Annotated in this window: 23 protein-coding genes; 11 read left to right on the forward strand and 12 right to left on the reverse strand. The window is 50.4% G+C overall.

The features are described from left to right. Position 1: 1 nt before the first annotated feature. The 5 genes from C0068_RS03540 to C0068_RS03560 form a co-directional block, all read right to left on the reverse strand. Positions 2–892, reverse strand: a complete 891-nt coding sequence (locus C0068_RS03540; protein ID WP_103683107.1) for a restriction endonuclease — start codon at positions 890–892, stop codon at positions 2–4. A 434-nt stretch (positions 893–1,326) separates the two neighbouring features. Further along, positions 1,327–1,623, reverse strand: a complete 297-nt coding sequence (locus C0068_RS03545) for a type II toxin-antitoxin system RelE/ParE family toxin (RefSeq protein ID WP_103683108.1) — start codon at positions 1,621–1,623, stop codon at positions 1,327–1,329. Beyond that, complete coding sequence (locus C0068_RS03550; protein ID WP_103683109.1) at positions 1,623–1,877, reverse strand: type II toxin-antitoxin system ParD family antitoxin; 255 nt, start codon at positions 1,875–1,877, stop codon at positions 1,623–1,625. Before C0068_RS03550 ends, C0068_RS03545 begins: the two co-directional genes overlap by 1 nt. Before the next feature lie 204 nt (positions 1,878–2,081). Continuing rightward, positions 2,082–3,599, reverse strand: a complete 1,518-nt coding sequence (gene ilvA, locus C0068_RS03555; protein WP_103683110.1) for a threonine ammonia-lyase, biosynthetic — start codon at positions 3,597–3,599, stop codon at positions 2,082–2,084. Between the two features lie 103 nt (positions 3,600–3,702). Next, complete coding sequence (locus C0068_RS03560) at positions 3,703–3,903, reverse strand: hypothetical protein (RefSeq protein WP_103683111.1); 201 nt, start codon at positions 3,901–3,903, stop codon at positions 3,703–3,705. 120 nt (positions 3,904–4,023) lie between these two features. Between C0068_RS03560 and rpiA the strand changes: the two genes are divergently transcribed. Continuing rightward, positions 4,024–4,695, forward strand: coding sequence for a ribose-5-phosphate isomerase RpiA (gene rpiA, locus C0068_RS03565; protein ID WP_103683112.1), 672 nt, complete (start codon positions 4,024–4,026; stop codon positions 4,693–4,695). Between the two features lie 298 nt (positions 4,696–4,993). Here the strand turns inward: rpiA and C0068_RS03575 are convergent, their stop codons facing one another. Then, positions 4,994–5,659, reverse strand: a complete 666-nt coding sequence (locus tag C0068_RS03575) for a fumarylacetoacetate hydrolase family protein (RefSeq protein WP_103683114.1) — start codon at positions 5,657–5,659, stop codon at positions 4,994–4,996. A 26-nt stretch (positions 5,660–5,685) separates the two neighbouring features. Further along, a complete protein-coding gene (locus tag C0068_RS03580; RefSeq protein WP_103683115.1) occupies positions 5,686–7,095 on the reverse strand; it encodes an FAD-binding oxidoreductase in 1,410 nt (469 codons plus the stop codon). A gap of 92 nt (positions 7,096–7,187) precedes the next feature. Here C0068_RS03580 and serA point away from each other — a divergent pair, with 92 nt between their 5' ends. Both serA and C0068_RS03590 read left to right on the forward strand, forming a co-directional pair. After that, the gene (gene serA, locus C0068_RS03585) at positions 7,188–8,414 is read left to right on the forward strand and encodes a phosphoglycerate dehydrogenase (protein WP_103683116.1); all 1,227 of its coding nucleotides are present in this window, start codon (positions 7,188–7,190) and stop codon (positions 8,412–8,414) included. Between the two features lie 26 nt (positions 8,415–8,440). Then, the gene (locus tag C0068_RS03590; protein ID WP_103683117.1) at positions 8,441–8,812 is read left to right on the forward strand and encodes a hypothetical protein; all 372 of its coding nucleotides are present in this window, start codon (positions 8,441–8,443) and stop codon (positions 8,810–8,812) included. A 152-nt stretch (positions 8,813–8,964) separates the two neighbouring features. Here the strand turns inward: C0068_RS03590 and C0068_RS03595 are convergent, their stop codons facing one another. Both C0068_RS03595 and C0068_RS03600 read right to left on the reverse strand, forming a co-directional pair. Further along, positions 8,965–9,912 carry an alpha/beta hydrolase gene (locus C0068_RS03595; RefSeq protein ID WP_146047835.1) on the reverse strand — a complete coding sequence of 316 codons (948 nt, stop codon included), beginning with the start codon at positions 9,910–9,912 and terminating at the stop codon, positions 8,965–8,967. Between the two features lie 54 nt (positions 9,913–9,966). Further along, a complete protein-coding gene (locus C0068_RS03600) occupies positions 9,967–10,737 on the reverse strand; it encodes an SDR family NAD(P)-dependent oxidoreductase (protein ID WP_103683119.1) in 771 nt (256 codons plus the stop codon). A 160-nt stretch (positions 10,738–10,897) separates the two neighbouring features. Here C0068_RS03600 and C0068_RS03605 point away from each other — a divergent pair, with 160 nt between their 5' ends. The 3 genes from C0068_RS03605 to mscL all read left to right on the forward strand — a co-directional run bounded on the left by C0068_RS03605 (position 10,898) and on the right by mscL (position 12,900). Continuing rightward, positions 10,898–11,956, forward strand: a complete 1,059-nt coding sequence (locus C0068_RS03605; RefSeq protein ID WP_103683149.1) for an NAD(P)H-dependent flavin oxidoreductase — start codon at positions 10,898–10,900, stop codon at positions 11,954–11,956. A 33-nt stretch (positions 11,957–11,989) separates the two neighbouring features. After that, positions 11,990–12,379, forward strand: coding sequence for a hypothetical protein (locus C0068_RS03610; protein WP_103683120.1), 390 nt, complete (start codon positions 11,990–11,992; stop codon positions 12,377–12,379). 65 nt (positions 12,380–12,444) lie between these two features. Continuing rightward, positions 12,445–12,900: a large conductance mechanosensitive channel protein MscL gene (mscL, locus tag C0068_RS03615; RefSeq protein ID WP_103683121.1), complete on the forward strand. Its 456-nt coding sequence runs from the start codon at positions 12,445–12,447 to the stop codon at positions 12,898–12,900. Positions 12,901–12,940: 40 nt separating this feature from the next. Here the strand turns inward: mscL and C0068_RS03620 are convergent, their stop codons facing one another. Beyond that, complete coding sequence (locus C0068_RS03620; protein ID WP_103683122.1) at positions 12,941–13,465, reverse strand: hypothetical protein; 525 nt, start codon at positions 13,463–13,465, stop codon at positions 12,941–12,943. 104 nt (positions 13,466–13,569) lie between these two features. After that, positions 13,570–14,127, reverse strand: coding sequence for a DUF924 family protein (locus C0068_RS03625; RefSeq protein ID WP_233208723.1), 558 nt, complete (start codon positions 14,125–14,127; stop codon positions 13,570–13,572). 130 nt (positions 14,128–14,257) lie between these two features. Between C0068_RS03625 and C0068_RS03630 the strand changes: the two genes are divergently transcribed. The 3 genes from C0068_RS03630 (at position 14,258) to dxs (ending at position 17,457) form a co-directional block, all read left to right on the forward strand. Further along, positions 14,258–14,491, forward strand: a complete 234-nt coding sequence (locus C0068_RS03630) for an exodeoxyribonuclease VII small subunit (protein WP_103683123.1) — start codon at positions 14,258–14,260, stop codon at positions 14,489–14,491. A gap of 3 nt (positions 14,492–14,494) precedes the next feature. Further along, a complete protein-coding gene (locus tag C0068_RS03635; RefSeq protein ID WP_103683124.1) occupies positions 14,495–15,409 on the forward strand; it encodes a polyprenyl synthetase family protein in 915 nt (304 codons plus the stop codon). Between the two features lie 119 nt (positions 15,410–15,528). Next, a complete protein-coding gene (gene dxs / locus C0068_RS03640) occupies positions 15,529–17,457 on the forward strand; it encodes a 1-deoxy-D-xylulose-5-phosphate synthase (RefSeq protein WP_103683125.1) in 1,929 nt (642 codons plus the stop codon). Here the strand turns inward: dxs and C0068_RS03645 are convergent. Then, on the reverse strand, positions 17,454–18,533 hold the full coding sequence (locus C0068_RS03645) for an ELM1/GtrOC1 family putative glycosyltransferase (protein WP_158249904.1): 1,080 nt from the start codon (positions 18,531–18,533) through the stop codon (positions 17,454–17,456). The genes dxs and C0068_RS03645 overlap by 4 nt on opposite strands. Before the next feature lie 241 nt (positions 18,534–18,774). On the opposite strand from C0068_RS03645, the gene C0068_RS03650 reads away from it, so the two are divergent. Beyond that, a complete protein-coding gene (locus C0068_RS03650; RefSeq protein ID WP_103683127.1) occupies positions 18,775–19,617 on the forward strand; it encodes a hypothetical protein in 843 nt (280 codons plus the stop codon). Between the two features lie 179 nt (positions 19,618–19,796). Then, the gene (locus C0068_RS03655) at positions 19,797–20,672 is read left to right on the forward strand and encodes an IS982 family transposase (RefSeq protein ID WP_103682565.1); all 876 of its coding nucleotides are present in this window, start codon (positions 19,797–19,799) and stop codon (positions 20,670–20,672) included. Positions 20,673–20,685 lie beyond the last annotated feature (13 nt).

The raw sequence follows: 20,685 nt of genomic DNA on the forward strand, positions 1-20,685 counted from the left end.
GCTACACCTCTCCGGAATCAAAAAAATCGCTATCAACAGCCTTAACCTCATATGAATTTTTGATCTGCACCCCAACATTAAATTTGTGCATCAAATCTACCAACCCTTCACCATCTAGCAAAACGATAGTGTGGTGGGCATCGTGCGCTTTTTTAACGGCCTTTTGATCAAAGGAAGAGGTGGTTACGAAGATGCCTTTGCGGGTATCTCCACTCATCGCTCCAATGAAGTTCCTAATATCTGTTTCACGAACTTTGTTCTGGGTGAACCTTTTGGCTTGTATGTATATTTTTTCGAGGCCCAGCTGATCTTCGTTGATGATTCCATCAATTCCTCCATCCCCCGATTTTGCTGTTTCAATAAAATCCCCATACCCCATTTTTTTGAGCAATATTAGGATAATTGTTTCAAACCTATACGGGTCGATTTCTTTCAGCTTCGATAGTAATTCGTCTTTGACCTCGCTCTCAATTTGCTCAAAACCAGCATCTATGAGGTCTTGTGGACTATCTGCTCCCACTGCAATAGACGAACCTGTGCGACGGGTATTTTCGGGCTCATAAAATGAGATTACGTTTGAGTGCAACTGCTCAAGCCCGACCCCCTGCGCCGCTGCTTCTTTGCCCTTATCAGTAATCTGCACTTGACCACGTTGCGGGTAGTGAACCAAGCCGCCCTTCTTCAAGTACGACTTGCCCCAAGCGATCCTGTTTTCAATTAATCTCTCGCCGCTTTTTGTGGTTCTTTGCAAAAGCTCTACTGGCAAATTGCTGTAAAACCGCTCTTCAACTACGCCAAGAAGTTCCCTGCCTTTCAAAATTTTGCCATCTGAAAGGACTTGAAGAATTGGGCCAAACGTTTCATTAAACTTCGGTAGATCTACCGTTTCCATCTGCACCATCCTTTCTGTGTAGCCTAATAGTCATTATTCAAATGACTCAGGCCATATATCACTTTAGCCCCCTTATCACGGAGCTGGCTTTTACGCTGACTGGGGAATTCTAGGGGATTCAATGATATAGCGGCCCGCCACTAGCAAGCGCCCTACAAACGAAGACTAAATCCCTTTATTTCTGCCAAGCATCCCTTTCGCCTGATCATATCTCGTTTTATATAAATTTCAATCGCTTAAGTGACTCCCCAAGGTGTTAATAGGAAGCACTCTCTTGTTCACTTGTTTCGACTACGCGAAAATTGCGATCGACCGGCAATGTGACGCAGGAACCAAACACTCCCAATATCTATGCGGCATTTTCTGAACTGGTAATAAGCAGATGCTTTATCATGGCGCCCCTTAATCGATCGATAGCGAACGCTCTTTAATATCTATTCCGCAAGTCGACGAGGTGCGTCCATGTCCTCATGCAGAACTCGAACGATAAGAATGTAGTGTTTTTCTAGTCGATAAAACACCAAGTGGTGCTCTTGGTGAAGCTGGCGATAACCGGGAAGAACGTGACTATAATCGAGCCCCAGCTCAGGATGATCAATCAGTTGATCGATGCCGCGCTTCAATTGATCCAAGTACTTGTCCGCCTGATCAACACCCCACTCGGTGCAAGTGTAGAGCCAAATATCGACGAGATCGGATTCCGCCTCGGGCGTTATTTCAAGGCCAAGCACTACTCAGCAGCTTTGATAAGTTTGCGTCCTGCCCTTTTAATAGCAGACATATCTAGCGGACGCGATTTGCCACTGGCCTCACCCTTCTTGAGGGCCTGCCTAAGCTCTAAAAGGCGCTCTTGGGAGTGCTGATCTTGTCTGATTAGGTGGCGGATGTATTCACTGTCGTTGCCAAAATGCCCACCATCAATCTGACACTTCACCCAGCTTTCTTGTTGTTCTGTTAGAGTGATAGTTTTCCGACGCATGCTCATGGCGGGTCCTCAGTTAGCCTGAAGCGTATGATAATATCATACCGGCACCTAGCCACAAATCTAACTAGCTGTGATTTTATGTCCGTCCACGTGACGAAGCCTTCATCAAACAGAACCCATACAAAAAATGGCCCTCACCTTGAGAGCCATTTTTATCAATACATTAAACCCTTATCTGCGGCTGCATTCTGAGCCAGATCCACGCTAGCTCAAGAAAAGCTCATACGCCGGATTACCGGTTTCTTCATGATAGGGATAAGCCAGCTTATCAAGAAAGGTTTCTATTTCAGCCCGTTCTTTTTTATCCGCTTGCAAACCCACTAAAACGCGACCATAAGCAGCGCCGTGATTGCGATAATGGAATAAAGAAATATTCCAGCGATTACCCAGCTTGGTCAAAAAGTTCATCAACGCACCTGGGCGCTCCGGAAATTCAAAGCGATAGAGCAATTCACTTTTCACCGTCGCCGGCCGGTGCCCACCCACCATATGCCGGATATGCAGCTTCGCCATTTCATTGTCGGTAAAGTCCGCGACGGGGTATTCCATTTTCTGCAGTGTTTCGACCAATTCCTGCCGGTCACCGCCACCCGCCGCTACAGAGATACCTACAAAAATTTGCGCATCGCGGTCATCGCCAAAACGGTAGTTAAACTCGGTGATATTGCGTTTACCCAAGGCACCGCAAAACTTTTTAAAACTACCGGGACGCTCTGGAATAGTAACGCTTAAAATCGCTTCGCGCTGCTCACCAATTTCAGTGCGCTCGGCAATATATCGCAGGCGGTCAAAATTGGTATTGGCGCCACTGTCTATCGCCAATAGGGTTTGCCCGCTGCAATCATGTTGTTCTGCGTACTTTTTCAAGCCAGCCAAGGCCAAGGCCCCGGCGGGTTCTGCAATTGAACGGGTGTCGTCAAAAATATCTTTGATCGCCGCACAAATTTCGTCGGTGCTAGCCGTCAATACGCCGTCGATGGTTTTACGCAAAACGCGGAAGGTTTCTTTTCCGATCTGCGCAACCGCAACGCCATCTGCAAATAAACCCACTTCCGGCAAAATAGCCCGGCGGCCTTTTTCCATTGCCAATTTAAGGCAGGCGGCGTCTTCTGGCTCCACCGCAATTACCTTCACTTCTGGACGCACATATTTGATATAGGCAGCAACGCCGGCGGCCAAACCGCCGCCACCAACAGGCACAAACACCACATCCAGCGGGCCGGTAACCTGACGGAGAATTTCCATACCTACGGTGCCCTGACCGGCAATCACCTCTGGATCGTCGTAGGGGTGAACATAAACCATGCCTTTTTCTTCAACTAATTTCTTGGCAAAGCTCGACGCTTCATCGTAAGTGTCGCCGTGCAATACCACCTTTCCGCCGCGGGAGCGCACTGCATCCACTTTAATCTGCGGCGTGGTTCTCGGCATCACGATGGTGGCTTTTACACCAAGCTTTAATGCAGACAGCGCCAAGCCCTGAGCGTGATTTCCAGCAGATGCGGCAACCACACCCTTGCTGCGCTCTTCTTCGCTAAGGCTCACCATTTTGTTATATGCGCCGCGCAACTTGAATGAAAACACCGGCTGCAAATCTTCGCGTTTTAATAAAACCTCATTACCTAGGCGCTTGCTCAGCAGAGGCATATGATCAACCGGCGACTCGATAGCAACATCGTAAACGCGGGCCTTGAGGATTTTTTTGATGTAACTCTGTGGCATAACTCTGTGCGGCCTCCATTGCTACGCTATTTAACAGCGCGAAAATTCAAGCTGGCAAGTCTACCTCGTATACGGGCAAAGCGCAGCAAGACCGAAGAAACGACTAGCTACCACCCCCGCAACCACAGCCTCGCCACTCAGCCATATCAGCTAAGCTCATCAGTTCTTCTGTGGGGCTATCACCCCGCTCAAATGCCTGCCGGTGGCCCTTGCCTGTGGTGGCCACCAGCCACGCTAAATCCTCTGCCTCTGCGAGAGCCTGAAACTCGTCAAACCACGCCTCGTAACTTTCGTATTTAGGCATTTTCCTCTCCTACTGCCCGAAACAATTTGCTCAAAATCAATTGCACCTCGCAATTGGTCTCAGCGAATTTTATAATTGCCTACCCATCCCGCCCCCAGCGTACAACAGCAAAGGCCGACAATGACACAAGATGAGCTAAAACTTGCGGTAGCACAGGCCGCAATCGACCACATCAAGCCCGCCATATTAGATGGTGAAATTATCGGTGTAGGCACCGGCTCCACAGCGAATTTTTTTATCGACCTCCTCGCAGAATTTAAGGGTGACATTAAAGGCACCGTTGCCAGTTCAGAGGCCTCCGCCGAACGCCTGCGCAAACACGGTATCGAAGTTCTTGAGCTTAACTCCACTGGCACTATCGCGGTCTACGTTGACGGCGCAGATGAAAGCAATGGCAGACTAGAGTTAATCAAAGGCGGCGGCGCAGCCCTCACCCGTGAAAAAATTGTCGCGGCAGCCAGCAAAGAATTTATCTGCATTGCCGACGGCAGTAAATTGGTCGATCAGCTGGGGGCATTCCCCCTACCCGTTGAAGTCATCCCCATGGCGCGCAGCTACGTCGCGCGGGAATTGGTAAAACTCGGCGGCAACCCGGTTTATCGTGAAGGCGTGGTCACAGACAACGGCAACATCATTCTCGATGTCTACGACTTTATGATTAGCACACCGCGCAAAACCGAAGAAGAGATTAACAATATTACCGGCGTTGTAACGAACGGGCTCTTTGCCTGCAGACCAGCGGATATTTTGTTATTGGGAACAGCGGAAGGGGTGAAAACGCTGAAGGCTTAAAGGGCGACGTCGGATGTCGGATGTCGGATGTCGGATGTCGGATGTCGGATGTCGGATGTCGGATGTCGGATGTCGGATGTCGGATGTCGGATGTCGGATGTCGGATGTCGGATGTCGGATGTCGGATGTCGGATGTCGGATGTCGGATGTCGGATGTCGGATGTCGGAAAGTTTTTAGGCATCCGCAGACGCTGTCAAATACTGCTTTTGAATTTTCATCAGACGCCCGACACCAGACTTCCGACTCACGTATTTTGAATTTGCATCAGACGCCCAACGTCAGACCTCCGACTCAAGCTTAAAGCACTACCGTCTCAACCCGCAACAAATCACCTAGCTCAGCCAGTAATTTATCGCCGGAATGCAGCGGCCCAACGCCCGCAGGGGTTCCGGTTAAGACCACGTCGCCGGGCATTAGTGTAAAGCTGTGACTAATCTCGCTCAGTAAGTTTTCAACGCTGAATAGCATGTCGCTGCAGTTGCCTTGCTGCTGCAGCTCGCCATTGCGTCGCAGGCGTAAAGTGAGCGATGAAAAATCCAGGGTTTGATCAAAGGCTGCAAACTCAGACAGCGGGCAGGCGCCGTCGAAGGCTTTTGCGCGTTCCCACGGGTGGCCTTTTTTCTTTAGCTCATCTTGCAATTCGCGCAGGGTTAAATCTAAGGCCAAACCAATACCGGCAATGGCTGTGCGACACTCGTCAGGCGCGGCCTTTTTTAAGGACTGCCCAATCAACAGCGCCATCTCCAACTCATGGTGACAGGCCCCAAAGCCTTCTGGAAGCTGCAGCGGCTGGCCCATCGTCACCATTGCGGTCGCGGGTTTAATAAATAACAAGGGGGATGAGGGAACGGCATTGCCAAGTTCTTTGGCGTGCTCGGCGTAATTTCTGCCCACACACACTACTTTGCCAGGCGCATGAGTAAACTCACCTTGATTAACAATATGGTGTTTGTAGCTCGGCATAATAAACCGTCCTTAGCGATATGCGCTTAATCGAAAATTTTGCCCGGGTTCATAATGCCCTTAGGATCAAAAACCTGCTTCACTTGCCGCATTAGGGCAATTTCAGTTTCTGAACGGGAATACGGCAAATAGGCTTTTTTCAATAATCCCACACCGTGTTCGGCGGACACGCTGCCGCCATATTTGGCAACAATTTCAAACACGCCGGTACTAACCGTCGCGCACTTTGCAAAGAACTCGTCTTTATCCATATCATCAGGCTTGAGGATATTCAGATGTAAATTACCGTCGCCGATATGACCAAACCAAATAATTTCGAAATCGGGGTACTGGGCATCTACCAAAGTTTCAACGGCTTCTAAGAAATCCGGCACCCGAGAAATAATGGTAGAGATATCATTTTTATAGGGCGTCCACTTAGAAATGGTTTCAGAGATGTCTTCACGCAGACGCCACAGATTTTTGAGCTGCTCCAAACTTTGGCTCATCACGCCATCCGTTACCCAGCCCTCCTCCACACAGGCCTCAAACAAGGCCATCGCCTGCGCTTCCACCTCGTCATTCAAACACTCAAATTCCAAGAGCGCGTAATACGGACAGGTCGACTCAAAGGGGCGTGGCACATTGCTGTGGGCAACCACCTTTTGCAGTGCTTGCTCAGAGAAAAACTCGAAGGCTGTTAGATCCATCTCGGCCTGAAAGCGGTTAAACAAGTTCATAATGCCGCTAAAGTCTTCTACCCCCAGCACAAAGGCCGTGAGATTTTTGGGCGCACGGGTGAGCTGCATAGTTGCTTCAACAATCAGCCCCAAGGTGCCCTCTGCGCCAATAAATAATTGACGCAAATCGTAGCCCGCGTTGTTTTTCAACAGACCGCGATTCAACTCCAGCATATCGCCATTGCCGGTGACGACTTTCAAACCCGCCACCCAGTCGCGGGTCATGCCATAGCGAATCACTTTAATACCGCCCGCGTTGGTGGCGATATTCCCGCCAATTTGCGACGAACCTGCTGAGGCAAAATCAACGGGGTAAAATAAGCCACGCTCTTCGGCAAAATCCTGTAACTGCTCGGTAATCACCCCCGCCTGACAAACCACGGTGCGATCAATAGGGTCGAAGTCACTGATATGGCTCATATAATCGAAAGACACAACCACTTCGCCATTGGCCGCCACTGCGCCGCCACTCAAACCGGTGCGCCCACCCGAGGGGACAATGGCAAATTCCAATGCATTCGCGAGCTTCACCACCGCCTGCACCTCTGCTGCGGTGCGCGGAAAAACCACCGCTAGCGGTGTCGGGGCATGGGCTTTGGTCCAATCTCGGCCATGACTAAACAGGATTTCCGCGTCACTACGCACCTTGTCATCGCCGACTATCGCCTGCAGTTCACTAATAATGGTTTCGGAAGACGGGACAGGGCTTGCCGACATGGTAAAAATGCCTCTCTGAATAGCACTTGGGAAAGGCGAATATGATACCATACTGCGCTTTCACTGTACCTCAGAGTGGGGCGAGCAATCTCATGGCAAAAACATCCCTCGACAAAGCCAAAATCAAATTTCTGTTATTGGAAGGGCTTCATCAGTCCTCTGTCGACGCCCTGCATGCGGCGGGTTACACCAATATCGACTACTACCAAAAAGCCCTGCCTGACGACGAGCTCAAGAAAAAGATCGCCGACGCCCATTTTGTCGGCATTCGCTCACGCACCCAGCTCACCGCAGAGGTCTTGGACGAAGCCAAAAAACTAATCGCCATCGGCTGTTTCTGCATCGGCACCAACCAGGTCAATTTACAGGCCGCCACCGAGCGCGGCATTGCGGTATTTAATGCGCCATTCTCCAATACCCGCTCCGTAGCCGAACTCGTTATTGCCGAAGCCATACTATTAATGCGCGGCCTAGCTGAGAAAAACGCCGCCGCTCACCGTGGCGTGTGGATGAAATCCGCCGTCGGCTCTTACGAAATTCGCGGCAAGCGCCTTGGCATTATCGGCTACGGCTCTATTGGTATGCAGCTTTCTGTTATCGCCGAAAGCTTGGGCATGGAAGTTTGCTTCACCGACGTGGTAAATAAATTGCCTCTGGGCAACGCCAGCCAAGTCAGCCTAGGTGAATTACTGGCTACCGCAGACGTAATCAGCCTTCACGTTCCGGAAACCGCATCCACCCAAATGATGATCGGTGCCAACGAACTAGCGCAAATGAAACCCGGCGCGATTTTAATCAACGCCGCACGCGGCACCGTGGTTGATATTGACGCACTCGTCAACGTACTGCGCGACAACAAGCTCGCCGGCGCTGCTATCGACGTATTCCCAGAAGAACCGCGCAGCAATAACGATGAATTTATTTCGCCGCTGCGGGAGTTCGACAATGTGTTTTTAACGCCCCACGTAGGTGGCTCCACCGTTGAAGCCCAGCTTAATATCGGCATGGAAGTCGCCGACAAACTGGTAAAATACTCAGACAACGGCACCACCACTTCGTCAGTGAACTTCCCAGAAGTTGCGCTGCCGGCCCACCCCGGCAAACACCGTATCCTGCATATTCACCACAATGTGCCCGGCATACTCAGCGCCATTAACCAAATTTTCTCTGATAACAACATCAATATTTGCAGCCAATACCTGCAAACCAGCGAAAAAGTCGGTTATGTGGTCATGGATATCGACGAAGCCTCCAGTGAGTTCGCAGTAGAAAAACTGCTGAACGTAAAAGGCACCATTCGCTGCCGCGTATTGTTCTAAACCCGTCACAAGGAAGCATTGTTGAAATGGCTGATATTCTCGCTCCCGAACTCGCCGCGCTAATCGATAAGCGCGCCATGGTCGGCATCAGCTATTTCGACATCAATGGCGACACCCTTCAACAAAGAATGTTGGCGGGTACCGTCGTTAGAGTTACCGCAAAAGACGGCATCACCCTGCGCCAACAAAATGAGGAAGAATTCACCCTCCCCTCCTCAATGGCGTCTTGGTTTCTCGCACCAGCGGGCAACTATAAAAGCAGCGACGGCGAAATAATCAGCAATCCCGACTATTTAGTTACTTGGGATGTACACCGCTGCCAAGACGCCGACAAACCCGAAGGCGAACACCAGTGGTGGGAATGGGTGGCGAATACCACACCGCCGTCGGTGGGTTAATGTTGCTTGGTCGGAAGTCGGAAGTCGGAAGTCGGAAGTCGGAAGTCGGAAGTCGGAAGTCGGAAGTAAATGTGCTGCTTTCAACTAATCCTTAGCAACCCAACCAAAGACCTCCGATTGAAGTTTGTTTTTTCGTCTGACGCCCGACCTCCCTATAGATAATCATCACAAGCCTGCCACAACTGCTCCCGAAAACGCTCCCCTTCCTTCGCAAGATGATGTCGCGCTCCCGGCACATAAACAATTTTCGCATTGGGAAACTTAGTCTGAATCCTCGGCAGGTTGTAACGCCACTCAACCGTTTCGTCTTGATCGCCCTGCAAAATGAGTAAGGAGCTAGCCACCGGCTTTTGGCGATGAAACCAAGGCTGCCATTTTTTAAGTGCGCCCACCCAGCTTAACGGTAACGAGCGGGCTTGCAGCGGATCGCGTTCTCGCAAAAATTCCAAAAATAATTGGTCATCGGAATTATCGGCAAATTTACGCGGCAGGCTATGTATAAAATATTTCAACAGACTATGAGCTGGCTTTCCCCACCACCAATCGCAGGGTTTTAACAGCGGGGCAAGCAACACGGCGTGTTCAAAATCCCTATCACCACCACTTAGCAGGTGCGACATAAGCACAGCACAACCCGTGCTTTGTGCCAACGCTACTCGCCGCGATGGCAAGCCAAAATCCGCCACAACGGCGAAGGCATCGCTCAGCACTTGGCGGTAACGCATAAAGTCATCAATTGCGGCGCGCTCTCCCGTAGACAAACCATGCCCGGGCAAGTCGTAGGCGACAACAGAATAGCCATGTTTTAAAAAATAATTTATGACGTTATTAAACAAGCCAACATGGTCATAATAACCGTGGTAGACAAATGCCGTGCTATGAGCGTCTGCCAACTGAAAAACCTGCATGGCTATACGCTCACCGGCGCTATTGAAGGCGCCAAAGAGGTGGCGCAATTTCGGATAGCGCTCCTCGAAATCAATATCGTAGTAACAACTATACTCAGGCGCCCATTCAACATCAGAAATCAAACTGGTCGCAGTTATTTCTGGCAAGGGAGGAAGATTGAGCGGATCTAAATCTGGCGACCAATTGATCAAATGAGCGTACTCCGAAAATAAATTAGTAAAGCCATTTGGCCAATACAAAAAACACTAAGCCAAACCAGCGGCTTGCGCACTTATGCCGCGTTGCGCCAGCATGCGATTATGATCATCGGGTAGACACATTACCGCGTGCTCTTCTGCATCTAACTGAGCAAGACTTACCGCCACGATGTCTTCAGCATTCCACCAAAGTTCATCCGCCACTTTACTCTGATCAAGCGCCGCCAAAGGCTCCCTACTACTAAAATCGCTGCGAGTGTAACTAGGGCACAGGCACTGCACGCGAATACCATCAGCTTGCACTTCCTGCTGCAGCGCCTGTGAAAACATATTCAAAAATGTTTTGCTCGCGCCGTATACCGCAGAGTATTTTACTGGGAAAAAGTTGCCGATCGATGACACATTAATCACCACCCCCCGCCCTTCGTCTTTCATATAAGGCAGCGCAGCGCGGCAAAGCGCCAATGTGGCATTGCAGTGCAGATTGACCATGGCCATCTCCATATCCAAATCTGACTCAGCAAAACGCCCGTGGGTAGCAAACCCCGCATTATTGACTAGCATTGTGACGGGCCCTTTCTGACGAATAGCTTCCATCACCCGAGTTAGCCCCTCGGTACCGGTTAAATCCAGAGCCAAACTCGTAATACTTAAATCTGCGTGCTCCAGCTCTGCAACAACGCTCGCTAGCTTGTCCGCGTCGCGGCCAATTAAAATCATGCCCTTGCAACGCGGTGCCAATTGCTGGGCAAAGGCGCGCCCAATTCCCGCCGATGCACCCGTAATCAAGGCAATTTCTGTTCGCGACTGCGCACTCATTTTGTTTCCTTTTTATTTATCGATTAGCAGCATAGTACCCCAGCGCATATTGGCCGCAAAACCCTAAGCGGATTATAGGCAGACCACCGTGATTTTTATTTGTCGCAGCGCTCAGCTCTGGGCTAAGCTGTTTGGATCTATCAATCGCTCGGACGGTATTATGTCAGCAAGGCTTTGCTCGCTTATCAACACCGAATTGGCCATTGTGCAAGCACCTATGGCTGGGGTGCAGGGCAGCAAGCTCGCCATCGCGGTATCAAACGCCGGCGGCCTAGGTTCACTGCCCTGCGCAATGTTAAGCGACGACACACTACTCGCTGAACTCAACACACTTAGCAAGCAAACAGACAAGCCCTATCAGCTAAATTTTTTCTGTCACACCCCGCCGCAGCCAGACAATACGGCAGAGGCCGCATGGCGACAGCTACTTAGTCCCTACTACAATGAATTCGACCTAGATATTACGAACATCAAGAGCGGCCCTGCGCGCAAACCATTCACCAGTGCCACCGCAGACTTAATAGAGAAATTTAAACCGCCGGTTATTAGTTTTCATTTTGGATTACCTAATGCAAGTCTGCTGGAGCGCATTAAAAGCTGGGGTAGCGTCATATTGGCGTCAGCTACCACCGTTGAAGAAGCGCGATGGCTGCAAGCCCACGGCGCCGATGCCATCATCGCTCAGGGGCTTGAAGCCGGCGGCCATCGAGGTATGTTTCTCTCTAGTAATATCGACGAGCAATTACCGCTACGAGATTTGCTGGCGGCGATTAAACCCCTTATCAACATTCCGATTATCGCTGCGGGCGGGATTAGCTCTGCTAACACTATTGCCGAAATTATGGCCCTCGGCGCCGACGGCGTACAAATCGGAACAGCATTTTTACTCTGCCCAGAAGCAGATACCAGTGCGGTTCATCGCCGCGCACTTCACGACAAAGCACACCCAACCACCTTGACCAATATTTTTTCCGGCCGTCCCGCTCGTGGCATTAGCAACCGCTTAATCCACGAACTTGGCCCAATCAATCCGCATGCACCGGCATTTCCGCTGGCGAGCACCGCTATCGGCCCGCTTCGCAGCCATGCCGAAAAACAAGAGAGCGGCGATTTCTCGCCACTTTGGGCAGGAAGCGATTACCACCACTGCCGCGACATCCCAGCTGCGCAATTAGTCGCAGAACTTGCCTGCGGCTTCACTAGCAATAACACGCCATAAAGCGGCTCCCCCAACATCAAGAGAAAATGATCTATGAGAAAACTAATGATTTATTTTGCCGCTGGTAGCATTGGCGCTGTCGCAAACAGCCTAGCACTTTGGTGGCTGGGCTATTACAGACTAACGGCACGATTTGATATCGCGATTGCACCCCACCTCAGCCCCGAGTGGATGTATCCGCGCATTGTGTGGGGTGGAATTTGGGGGCTATTGTTTATACTGCCAATGCTGCAATCTCGCCTACTACTGAAGGGCTTAATTATTAGCCTTGCCCCAACAGCGGTGCAGTTACTGGTCTTTTTTCCTCAAGCCAACAAGGGCCTCGGCGGCACCGAGCTAGGAATTTACACGCCGATCTTAGTGCTCTTGGTCAACGGTATTTGGGGGCTTGCCGCCGCACTTAGCCTGCGTTTTCCGCGGTAAGTCACTTGCACTATTTTTTCTATGCACTACATACTTAAACGTCTATCTATCCGAAGGAATAAGCCATGCTAAATGAGTTTAAGAAATTTGCCATGCGCGGCAATGTTGTTGATATGGCCGTCGGTATCATTATCGGCGGCGCATTTACCACCATAGTGAAAAGCATGGTCGCCGATGTCATCATGCCGCCAATTGGTATATTGATGGGCGGTGTCGATTTTGCAGAATTATTTATTACGCTAAAAGAAGGGACAGAAGTCGCTGCGCCCTACGCCACCCTCGCGGCGGCGAAAGCAGCTGGCGCCGTTACCATCAACTATGGAATTTTTATTAACGCGGTTATCAGCTTTATTATTGTTGCCTTCGCAGTCTTTCTACTCATAAAAGCAATGAATAATTTAAAACGCAAAGAGGAAGAAGCTGCCCCTGCAGAGCCAACAAGCAAAGAGTGCCCGCACTGCATTAGCCAAATTCCAATCAAAGCAAGCCGCTGTGCTTGTTGTACCTCAGAGTTAGCTTAGCTCTTTACTCCCCAGAGAAATCGTCCTCTGGGGGTGAACACTAATTCGCGGCTGCTAATTTTTTCCAGGCATCTTGCCCAAGCTGGGCAATCAGGCTTTTTTTATTCACGCTCAAGACTTCTTTCTTGGCGACAGCAATAAGCTCGTCCCGAACATCAGGCTTTACCCCAGCCAAAACATATAAATGACGCTGGGGACTGGCGGCCTTTTCAAGAATTTTCACGCCTTTAAACTTTGCTACCCGCGCCAAGTCCTTGGCATCGGGTAATTCAAGAACGGTGTCGGCGGGTAGCTGCGCGGCAAGGTCGGCCCTTGCGTAATCGAGTAAATTGGCCACCACGGCAATCATAGCGGCTTTTCCCGCTAATCGATTTTGAAGTGAGATAGAGGGCAAGCGACTCTTATCACCATAGGCCAAAAATTCTGCGCCCTCATAAGCCGCTAAACTACAGACCCAATCTGGCGCTTCTCGCCTATCACTATCAGGATAGGCGCATTCCGCCTGCACCGATGTGGCGAGCAGACAGCCCAGCAGTAGCAGGCTTAGTGGCAAACCTTGTCGCATTCCCTTACTCCCATTGCGATTATCCTGCCGCAGCCTACAAGGAATCGTCGCTTTCAGCCACCGCAACTCTCAATAAGTACTGTCGCCTTAGGCAAAATAGCAAGTCAAAACGACGAACCAGCCTCCTGCAAAAACGCCAACTCCGCCTCGGAGGAAACACGACCTAAAAGAGCATTGCGGTGAGGATAGCGACCAAAGCGCGCAATAATGTCATGGTGGGCAAGAGCAAAACGGTAATTATTTTCCAGCCCCAAGGCCTCATAGAGCCGCAGCGATGCATTCTGAATAGCCAGAGATTCGCTGTGCATATACGGCATATACAAAAAGATGCGCTGCTCATCCGCTAATTCTGAATCGGCATGGGCGCGAATCGCCTCCTGCGCTAAGACTAAAGCCTGCCCGTCGGCAGCAAATGCGCGCGGACTATCGCGATATATATTGCGTGAAAACTGATCCAGCACAATAATTTCGGCTAAGCGCCCCTGCGGCTTGTGGCGCCAAGAATACAACTCCCCCGCCAGCGCAGCTTGATGAATATCACCAAACCGTCTCGCAATAGTGCGATCTAGCTCAGCACTGCTGCCAAACCACGCAGAGGACGGCAGCTCGGCAAACCAAAATTCTAAAATTGAGCGATAGTGCATATCAGACGGCGATTCCATATTTTGATCATTCGTCTGCTTATTATCACAATAAATAGCCCAACTAAAAGTGCGGAATTACCCTCACCACGCCATACACTGCTAGAATACGCCTCGGCCATACTCCCCCAACTTCCCACAGGAGACGCTAATGCCCAAGGCAAAAACCGTCAATTTTGAAACCTCTCTTAGCGAGCTCGAGAAACTAGTTCAGAGCATGGAGTCTGGCGAGCTGAGCTTGGAAGATTCGCTAAAAGCCTTTGAAAGTGGCATGCAATTAAGCCGCGACTGCCAACAAGCTTTAGCGGATGCCGAGCAAAAAGTGCAGTTGTTAATGGAAAAAGACGGCGACATTGTGAGCAAAGCTCTTAACACGGACGATTAATAGATGAATCGAGAGTTTTCGGACTTTCTATCTCGCTGCCAACAACGGGTACAGCAAGCCCTACCGGCGCGATTACACAATATGGGTAGTGAGTTTTCTGATGCCGATGCCAGCAATGGCCTGCAAACCCTCAGCGACGCGAGTTTGTACAGCCTGCTCAATGGCGGCAAGCGCGTGCGTGCCACCTTGGTCTACGCAACCGCACAGGCCCTCAACAGCAATAGCGACGGCCTAGACGACATCGCCTGCGCCATTGAAATGATCCACGCTTATTCGCTTGTTCACGACGATTTACCCGCAATGGACAACGACGATCTGCGGCGGGGGAAACCCACCTGCCATATCGCCTACGACGAAGCGACCGCCATACTTGTCGGCGACGCACTACAGGCCCGTGCTTTTGAGCTACTTGCCAATTTGCAGGGGCGCGACGCTGACACCAAACTCGCATTAATTCGCCAGCTCAGTGCCGCCGCCGGCCCACGCGGCATGGTGGGTGGCCAAGCCATCGACCTCGCCTCGGTCAATCAACAATTGGATCTAAGCTCGCTGCAAACCATGCATCAGCTCAAAACCGGCGCGCTCATTCGCGTGGCAATTAGCATGAGCGCAACCTGGTGTCAGGCTAGCGCCGAGCAGACCACCAAGCTCGATGCCTACGGCAAGGCCATCGGCCTGTCCTTTCAAGTTCAGGACGATATTATCGACATAGAGAGCAACACCGAAACCCTGGGCAAAACCCAAGGGGCAGACATCGCCCTAAACAAGCCCACCTTTCCCGCACTGCTAGGCTTAAGCGGTGCAAAGGCATTAGCCGCCGAGCTACACCAAGGCGCACTCGCCGCGCTGAGCGACTTTGACGATAGCGCCGATCCGCTGCGCGCCCTCTCGCACTATATTATTGACCGCCAGCACTAAGGGCCGCCAAAGCGCAATATACGCCAATAGAAATCCGCTTTATGCGCCACGTGAATAGGTAAAACCGGTCAAATTCGTTTACAATCTCGCCCTTTCACCGGTTCTGGGTTCTACGCTTGATGTTTCAGGAAATCCCCCTTACAAGGCCAGCCACACCACTGCTGGACACGATCGACTCCCCAGCCGATCTTCGCCGCTTAGAAGAAAACCAACTAAGCGAGCTGGCCATGCAACTACGGGAATACCTGCTCTACACCGTTGGCCAAACCGGCGGCCACTTTGGCGCAGGACTCGGCGTAGTCGAATTAACCGTTGCCCTGCACTATATTTACAACACCCCAGAAGACCGTTTGGTCTGGGATGTTGGCCACCAGTGCTACCCCCATAAAATTTTGACCGAACGCCGCGAGCGCATGGATGGTATGCGCAAAGCAGGCGGGCTTGCGGGTTTTCCCAAACGCGAAGAAAGCCCCTACGACACCTTTGGGGTTGGGCACTCCAGCACCAGCATTAGCGCCGCATTAGGCATGGCCATTGCTGCTCGCCAGCAGGAGTTAGACCGCCATACCGTAGCCGTGATTGGCGACGGTGCAATGACCGCCGGCATGGCCTTTGAAGCAATCAACCACGCCAGCCACACCGGTGCCAATATGCTGGTAGTGCTCAACGACAACCAGATGTCGATCTCTAAGAACACCGGCGGTTTGAACACTTATTTCTCAAAAATGTGGGCCTCTAAAACCTACAATCAAATTCGCAGCGGCGGCAAAACGGTTCTTAAAAAATTCCCGCGCTCGGCAACGGATCTCGCCGCACGGCTCGAAGAATATATGAAGGGCATGGTGTCGCCGGCCACCCTATTTGAAGAATTGGGCTTTAATTACATTGGCCCCATAGACGGTCACGACCTGAATATTTTAGTGCCAACCCTGCGCAATTTACGTGAGCTTCCCGGCCCACAAATGCTGCACATCATGACCCAAAAGGGAAAAGGCTTTGCCCCCGCAGAAGAAGATCCAGTGGGCTTCCACGCTATTTCTAAAATTGAGCCCAAGCCCAAAAATGGCCAAGTGCCAGCCGCCAAAGCTAAGTTGCCAAAATACCAAGACATTTTTGGCAGCTGGCTTTGCGACCAAGCCGAAATCTGCCCTGAGTTAGTCGCCATCACCCCCGCGATGTGCGAAGGCTCTGGCATGCTGGAATATTCCGAACGCTTTGCCGATCGTTTTTATGACGTGGCCATTGCCGAACAACACGCCCTTACCCTTGCCGCCGGTATGGCCTGCGACGGCTTAAAGCCAGTTGTCGCCATTTATTCAACGTTTTTACAGCGTGCCTACGACCAACTCATCCACGATATTGCCCTGCAAAACTTAGACGTTACCTTTGGCATAGACCGCGCTGGATTAGTCGGCGAAGACGGCCCAACCCACGCCGGCGCCTTCGACCTGAGCTTTTTGCGCTGCATTCCCAATATGATTGTGATGGCGCCCGCCGACGAAAACGAAACCCGGCAAATGCTACACACCGGCTATGTTCACCCCGGCCCAGCGGCTATCCGCTATCCCCGCGGCACCGGCCCCGGCGTACACATTCAAGAAGCTATGCAGCCGCTGGAAATTGGCAAAGGCCGCCTTGTTCGCGAAGGTCAGCAAATCGCCATCCTTAGCTTTGGCACCCTGCTTAGCGCAGCCCTTGGCGCAGCAGATGAAATCAACGCCACCGTCGCCGATATGCGCTTTGTAAAACCTTTAGATACCGAGCTGATAGACGCGCTGGCAGATGACCACGCTCTGCTTGTGACCATTGAAGAAAACGTGATTGCTGGCGGCGCAGGCAGCGCAGTGTGCGAATATTTAAATCAACAAGGTCGCTGGCTGCCCGTACTGCAATTAGGTCTGCCTGATCAATTTATCGATCACGGTAAACACCCTCAATTGCTAAGCGATCTCGGCCTAGACAGCGCTGGCATACTCAGCAGCATTCAGCGCCGTGCCGCCGCCATTCCCGAACTCCAAGCCAGTCTTGCCGCAGCGGCATTAAGCTAAACCGGCTGAACGCTGTGAGGAACCACGTACTTCGGCGCCGGTGAGCGCACCAATTCGTTCACCGCACCCAAGGCAATAATGCGCGTAAAAATCTCATCCAAATGCGCACTATAGGATTTTTCAGGCAGGCAATATCTGGGGCGATAATACGGCAGCACGCTGAAATCCAAGCGCTCAATTAAGCGCACCTCCGCCATATAATTCAGCGCCTTGCTATGGGCACGCGTAGGCAATGACTCGGTGGGCCGCAGCGTAATCACAGGTTTGTCCATCGCGACCGCTTCAGACACCATACTCAAACTGTCTTCAGTGCAAAATATCTGCGACGCGGCACCCAAATAGGCATCTAGCGGCTCGCTAACGTCACCCTCATACCAAATAGCCGCGCGGCAAATATCATCATCCATATAGCGCCGCAAAATATTCACCCCCGCTGCACCGGTGCGGCGTGAGGTGCTGATCAGCCACTGAATATCGTATTGCTCACTCAAGGCCCTCACCGCCGCCCCCAAGCGATGCCAGTCTGAATCGTGATACCCATAACCGCTGCCATTACCGCCAACCAGTAAAGTCCACAAAGGCCTGTCGCTATTTTGCAATAGGGCTAAGCCCGCCTGCCGACAGCGCTCCTGATCAACGCGACATAAAACAACAGTTGTTGCGACGGCGTTCTTATCACCCAAATCACCACTTAAACTAAGGTGGGCCCGTATCGCACGGGAAGGAATCGTATAAGCGCTACCAATCAAGGCATTAGGAATGCCATGAAGCTGGCTATAAGCCACATTTAGCGCCACCACATTCCCGCCAAAAGACACCACCAAATCGACCGGTACAATCGGCATTTTTTCTAGGCGATAAAATACAAACACCATCCGCCGCAGCAAGGGATTCACATTCACGGCCATACGCCGCAGCAGACGATTAAGCAATTTCAGTCTCGGCACCGCCCGCACAGAAATAATCTCACAATCGCAGCGCGTACAACGGCTGGCAATCATGCGCGCCAAACCATAAGACTGACTAAGATGCCCCGGCTTGCCGTCGTGTAAAACCAAAATACGAAACTGCTTCATGCCCAACCGCCAAATCACTGTATACATAGAACAGATTAGGTGGGGAGAGTGACGCCAAGATAACAAACAGATGAAGGCTAAAAGACATAGCGGCTAGCGGTGAAAATACTTGATCCCATCCGGCCTGAAAACTATTGTTCGCAGGCTATATTGAACGACGCCCAGCTAATAAAGCCAAAGAAGTAGTCTTTTGCTCCTAGCGGGGGGCAAAGCCAAAAAATTTAAAATGGAGTGTTAATACATGCAAGGAAAGTGGCTAATCGCATTATTTATTCTAACTACAACAGGCTGCGGCGGCGGCAGCAATAGCGGCTCTGGGGACAGCATTGATACCGTGGTAAATCATCTAAGTGCCACAAGCGGAATAACTTATCGCGGCACCATTGTTTCTCATCTGTCCTCTAGCGACGCTACTAACACCGATCTAAGCTGCTTTCATTTTCCCGCCCAGACTCGAGAAGAATTTCTTGAAGGAAAATCGGTGCTAACACAAAGTACAAATGGCGTTTGTTTTCAGGGTGCTGCGGGATGTTATGAAGTGAACGAAAGCACTATGTTGCGAACGCCCGGCATAGCCTTAGACGTGATCACGAACAGCCTCGGCCATGTCATTGCAAGCCAACCCTATTCGTTTGCCCCTAATACGATTTATTTGAGCGTCGAAGAAAGACTTATCAATGAAGCGGATTCCTGCGGAACGCCCTCATTCACTACCTTTGAAGATGTAAGCGGCACTTATAGCGGACACATATATCACGTAACGCCTGATGTTAATGAAGTTTCTAATTATCGCTCTGTACGCTCCGCAGCAATATCACTATTTTGCAATACTGACGCTTGCACTATTGGCGAAAATAACTTTCTTAAGAGTGACACCAACAGTAATACATACCGAGAAGCAGTAGATGGCGGCCACATCTTAAAAGGAGAATTTACGTCTAAGGACGGCGCCATTACATATAAGTTTATCGGCGCAGCGTCTACTTCAAGCACAATCATCGGTGGTATCGTCTATCCGGAATTAGCGGAAGACGAATTGCTAGATTGCAGTACCGACTGCTTAGTTCTAGTGTTTGAAAAGTAGGCCGCACAAGATTAAAAATTTCGCGGCAGCAAGATGGCTATTTTAAGATCACACAAAAATAATAAAGCGCTTTGAATGCGCTTTATTATTTTATAAACCCGTAGTGCATTTAGGAAGGAGGTAAGTTACTCACCCTCATAAAGAGGTTATCATTAGTTTACGAGAAAAATGGTAACGAGATGAGTAACTTACACAGCGTTTATAGCAAAATTCTGTCTCTTTTGCACGAAATTGAGCCAGCCGATAATTTTTTGAATCAAATCAGAACACCTAAGCTAAGCGATAAGGAGCTACTCGCGCTCAGTCTTGCAGCTGAAACACTGGGCATTGATTCAGAACACTTTTTGTTCAAACAGCTGCCTGCGTGCATCAATGGGAAAATTGAGCGCTCCGTTTATAACAGAAGAGCGCGAAGGTTGAGTTTTAAATTAGAAGAAATCAGAAGCGCTATTGTCACGCGATTAGATGTTGATAACGATATAAATATTGTCGATAGCATGCCATTGGAAGTGTGTAAAATGAGTCGATCTAATCGCAGTAAAATTTGCCAAGAATTTGAATCTAGCTCGCCAGATTTTGGTTTTTGTGCAGCACAAAATATGCGCTACTTTGGCTATAAGTTACACGCGGTTTGCTCACCGAGTGGCGTGTTAAAAATGTACGATATATCAAAGGCTTCGGTTCATGACATCCATTACCTAAACGATATTGAAGGCCAGTTAAACAATTGTGTTTTGATTGGCGATAAAGGGTATTTGAGCAGAGTTTGGCAAACAGATTTATTTTCATCAAGTTGTATCAATTTGCAAACACCGATGCGAAAGAACCAGAAAGAGTTTAGAGACTTTCCGGCTAAATATCGTAAAGCCAGAAAGCGGATCGAAACATTGTTTTCACAACTTTGTGACCAGTTCATGATACGGCGGAATTATGCAAAATCGTTCAAGGGTATTTCGCGCAGAATTGTGACAAAGATAGCGTCCCTCACATTAATTCAATGGTTCAACCAACGTGAAGGGAATAAATTAAACAACCTGAAAGTGGTCATTTCCTAAATGCACCACGGGT

This window comes from Zhongshania marina, from assembly GCF_002915595.1.
GTDB lineage: Bacteria > Pseudomonadota > Gammaproteobacteria > Pseudomonadales > Spongiibacteraceae > Spongiibacter > Spongiibacter marinus_B.

Coding starts and splice junctions, on each gene's coding strand:
- C0068_RS03540 (WP_103683107.1), bottom strand. CDS start 892: ATGGAAACGGTAGATCTACCGAAGTTTAATGAAACGTTTGGCCCAATT.
- C0068_RS03550 (WP_103683109.1), bottom strand. CDS start 1,877: ATGAGCATGCGTCGGAAAACTATCACTCTAACAGAACAACAAGAAAGC.
- ilvA (WP_103683110.1), bottom strand. CDS start 3,599: ATGCCACAGAGTTACATCAAAAAAATCCTCAAGGCCCGCGTTTACGAT.
- C0068_RS03560 (WP_103683111.1), bottom strand. CDS start 3,903: ATGCCTAAATACGAAAGTTACGAGGCGTGGTTTGACGAGTTTCAGGCT.
- rpiA (WP_103683112.1), top strand. CDS start 4,024: ATGACACAAGATGAGCTAAAACTTGCGGTAGCACAGGCCGCAATCGAC.
- C0068_RS03575 (WP_103683114.1), bottom strand. CDS start 5,659: ATGCCGAGCTACAAACACCATATTGTTAATCAAGGTGAGTTTACTCAT.
- C0068_RS03580 (WP_103683115.1), bottom strand. CDS start 7,095: ATGTCGGCAAGCCCTGTCCCGTCTTCCGAAACCATTATTAGTGAACTG.
- serA (WP_103683116.1), top strand. CDS start 7,188: ATGGCAAAAACATCCCTCGACAAAGCCAAAATCAAATTTCTGTTATTG.
- C0068_RS03590 (WP_103683117.1), top strand. CDS start 8,441: ATGGCTGATATTCTCGCTCCCGAACTCGCCGCGCTAATCGATAAGCGC.
- C0068_RS03600 (WP_103683119.1), bottom strand. CDS start 10,737: ATGAGTGCGCAGTCGCGAACAGAAATTGCCTTGATTACGGGTGCATCG.
- C0068_RS03605 (WP_103683149.1), top strand. CDS start 10,898: ATGTCAGCAAGGCTTTGCTCGCTTATCAACACCGAATTGGCCATTGTG.
- C0068_RS03610 (WP_103683120.1), top strand. CDS start 11,990: ATGAGAAAACTAATGATTTATTTTGCCGCTGGTAGCATTGGCGCTGTC.
- mscL (WP_103683121.1), top strand. CDS start 12,445: ATGCTAAATGAGTTTAAGAAATTTGCCATGCGCGGCAATGTTGTTGAT.
- C0068_RS03620 (WP_103683122.1), bottom strand. CDS start 13,465: ATGCGACAAGGTTTGCCACTAAGCCTGCTACTGCTGGGCTGTCTGCTC.
- C0068_RS03625 (WP_233208723.1), bottom strand. CDS start 14,127: ATGGAATCGCCGTCTGATATGCACTATCGCTCAATTTTAGAATTTTGG.
- C0068_RS03630 (WP_103683123.1), top strand. CDS start 14,258: ATGCCCAAGGCAAAAACCGTCAATTTTGAAACCTCTCTTAGCGAGCTC.
- C0068_RS03635 (WP_103683124.1), top strand. CDS start 14,495: ATGAATCGAGAGTTTTCGGACTTTCTATCTCGCTGCCAACAACGGGTA.
- dxs (WP_103683125.1), top strand. CDS start 15,529: ATGTTTCAGGAAATCCCCCTTACAAGGCCAGCCACACCACTGCTGGAC.
- C0068_RS03645 (WP_158249904.1), bottom strand. CDS start 18,533: ATGAAGCAGTTTCGTATTTTGGTTTTACACGACGGCAAGCCGGGGCAT.
- C0068_RS03650 (WP_103683127.1), top strand. CDS start 18,775: ATGCAAGGAAAGTGGCTAATCGCATTATTTATTCTAACTACAACAGGC.
- C0068_RS03655 (WP_103682565.1), top strand. CDS start 19,797: ATGAGTAACTTACACAGCGTTTATAGCAAAATTCTGTCTCTTTTGCAC.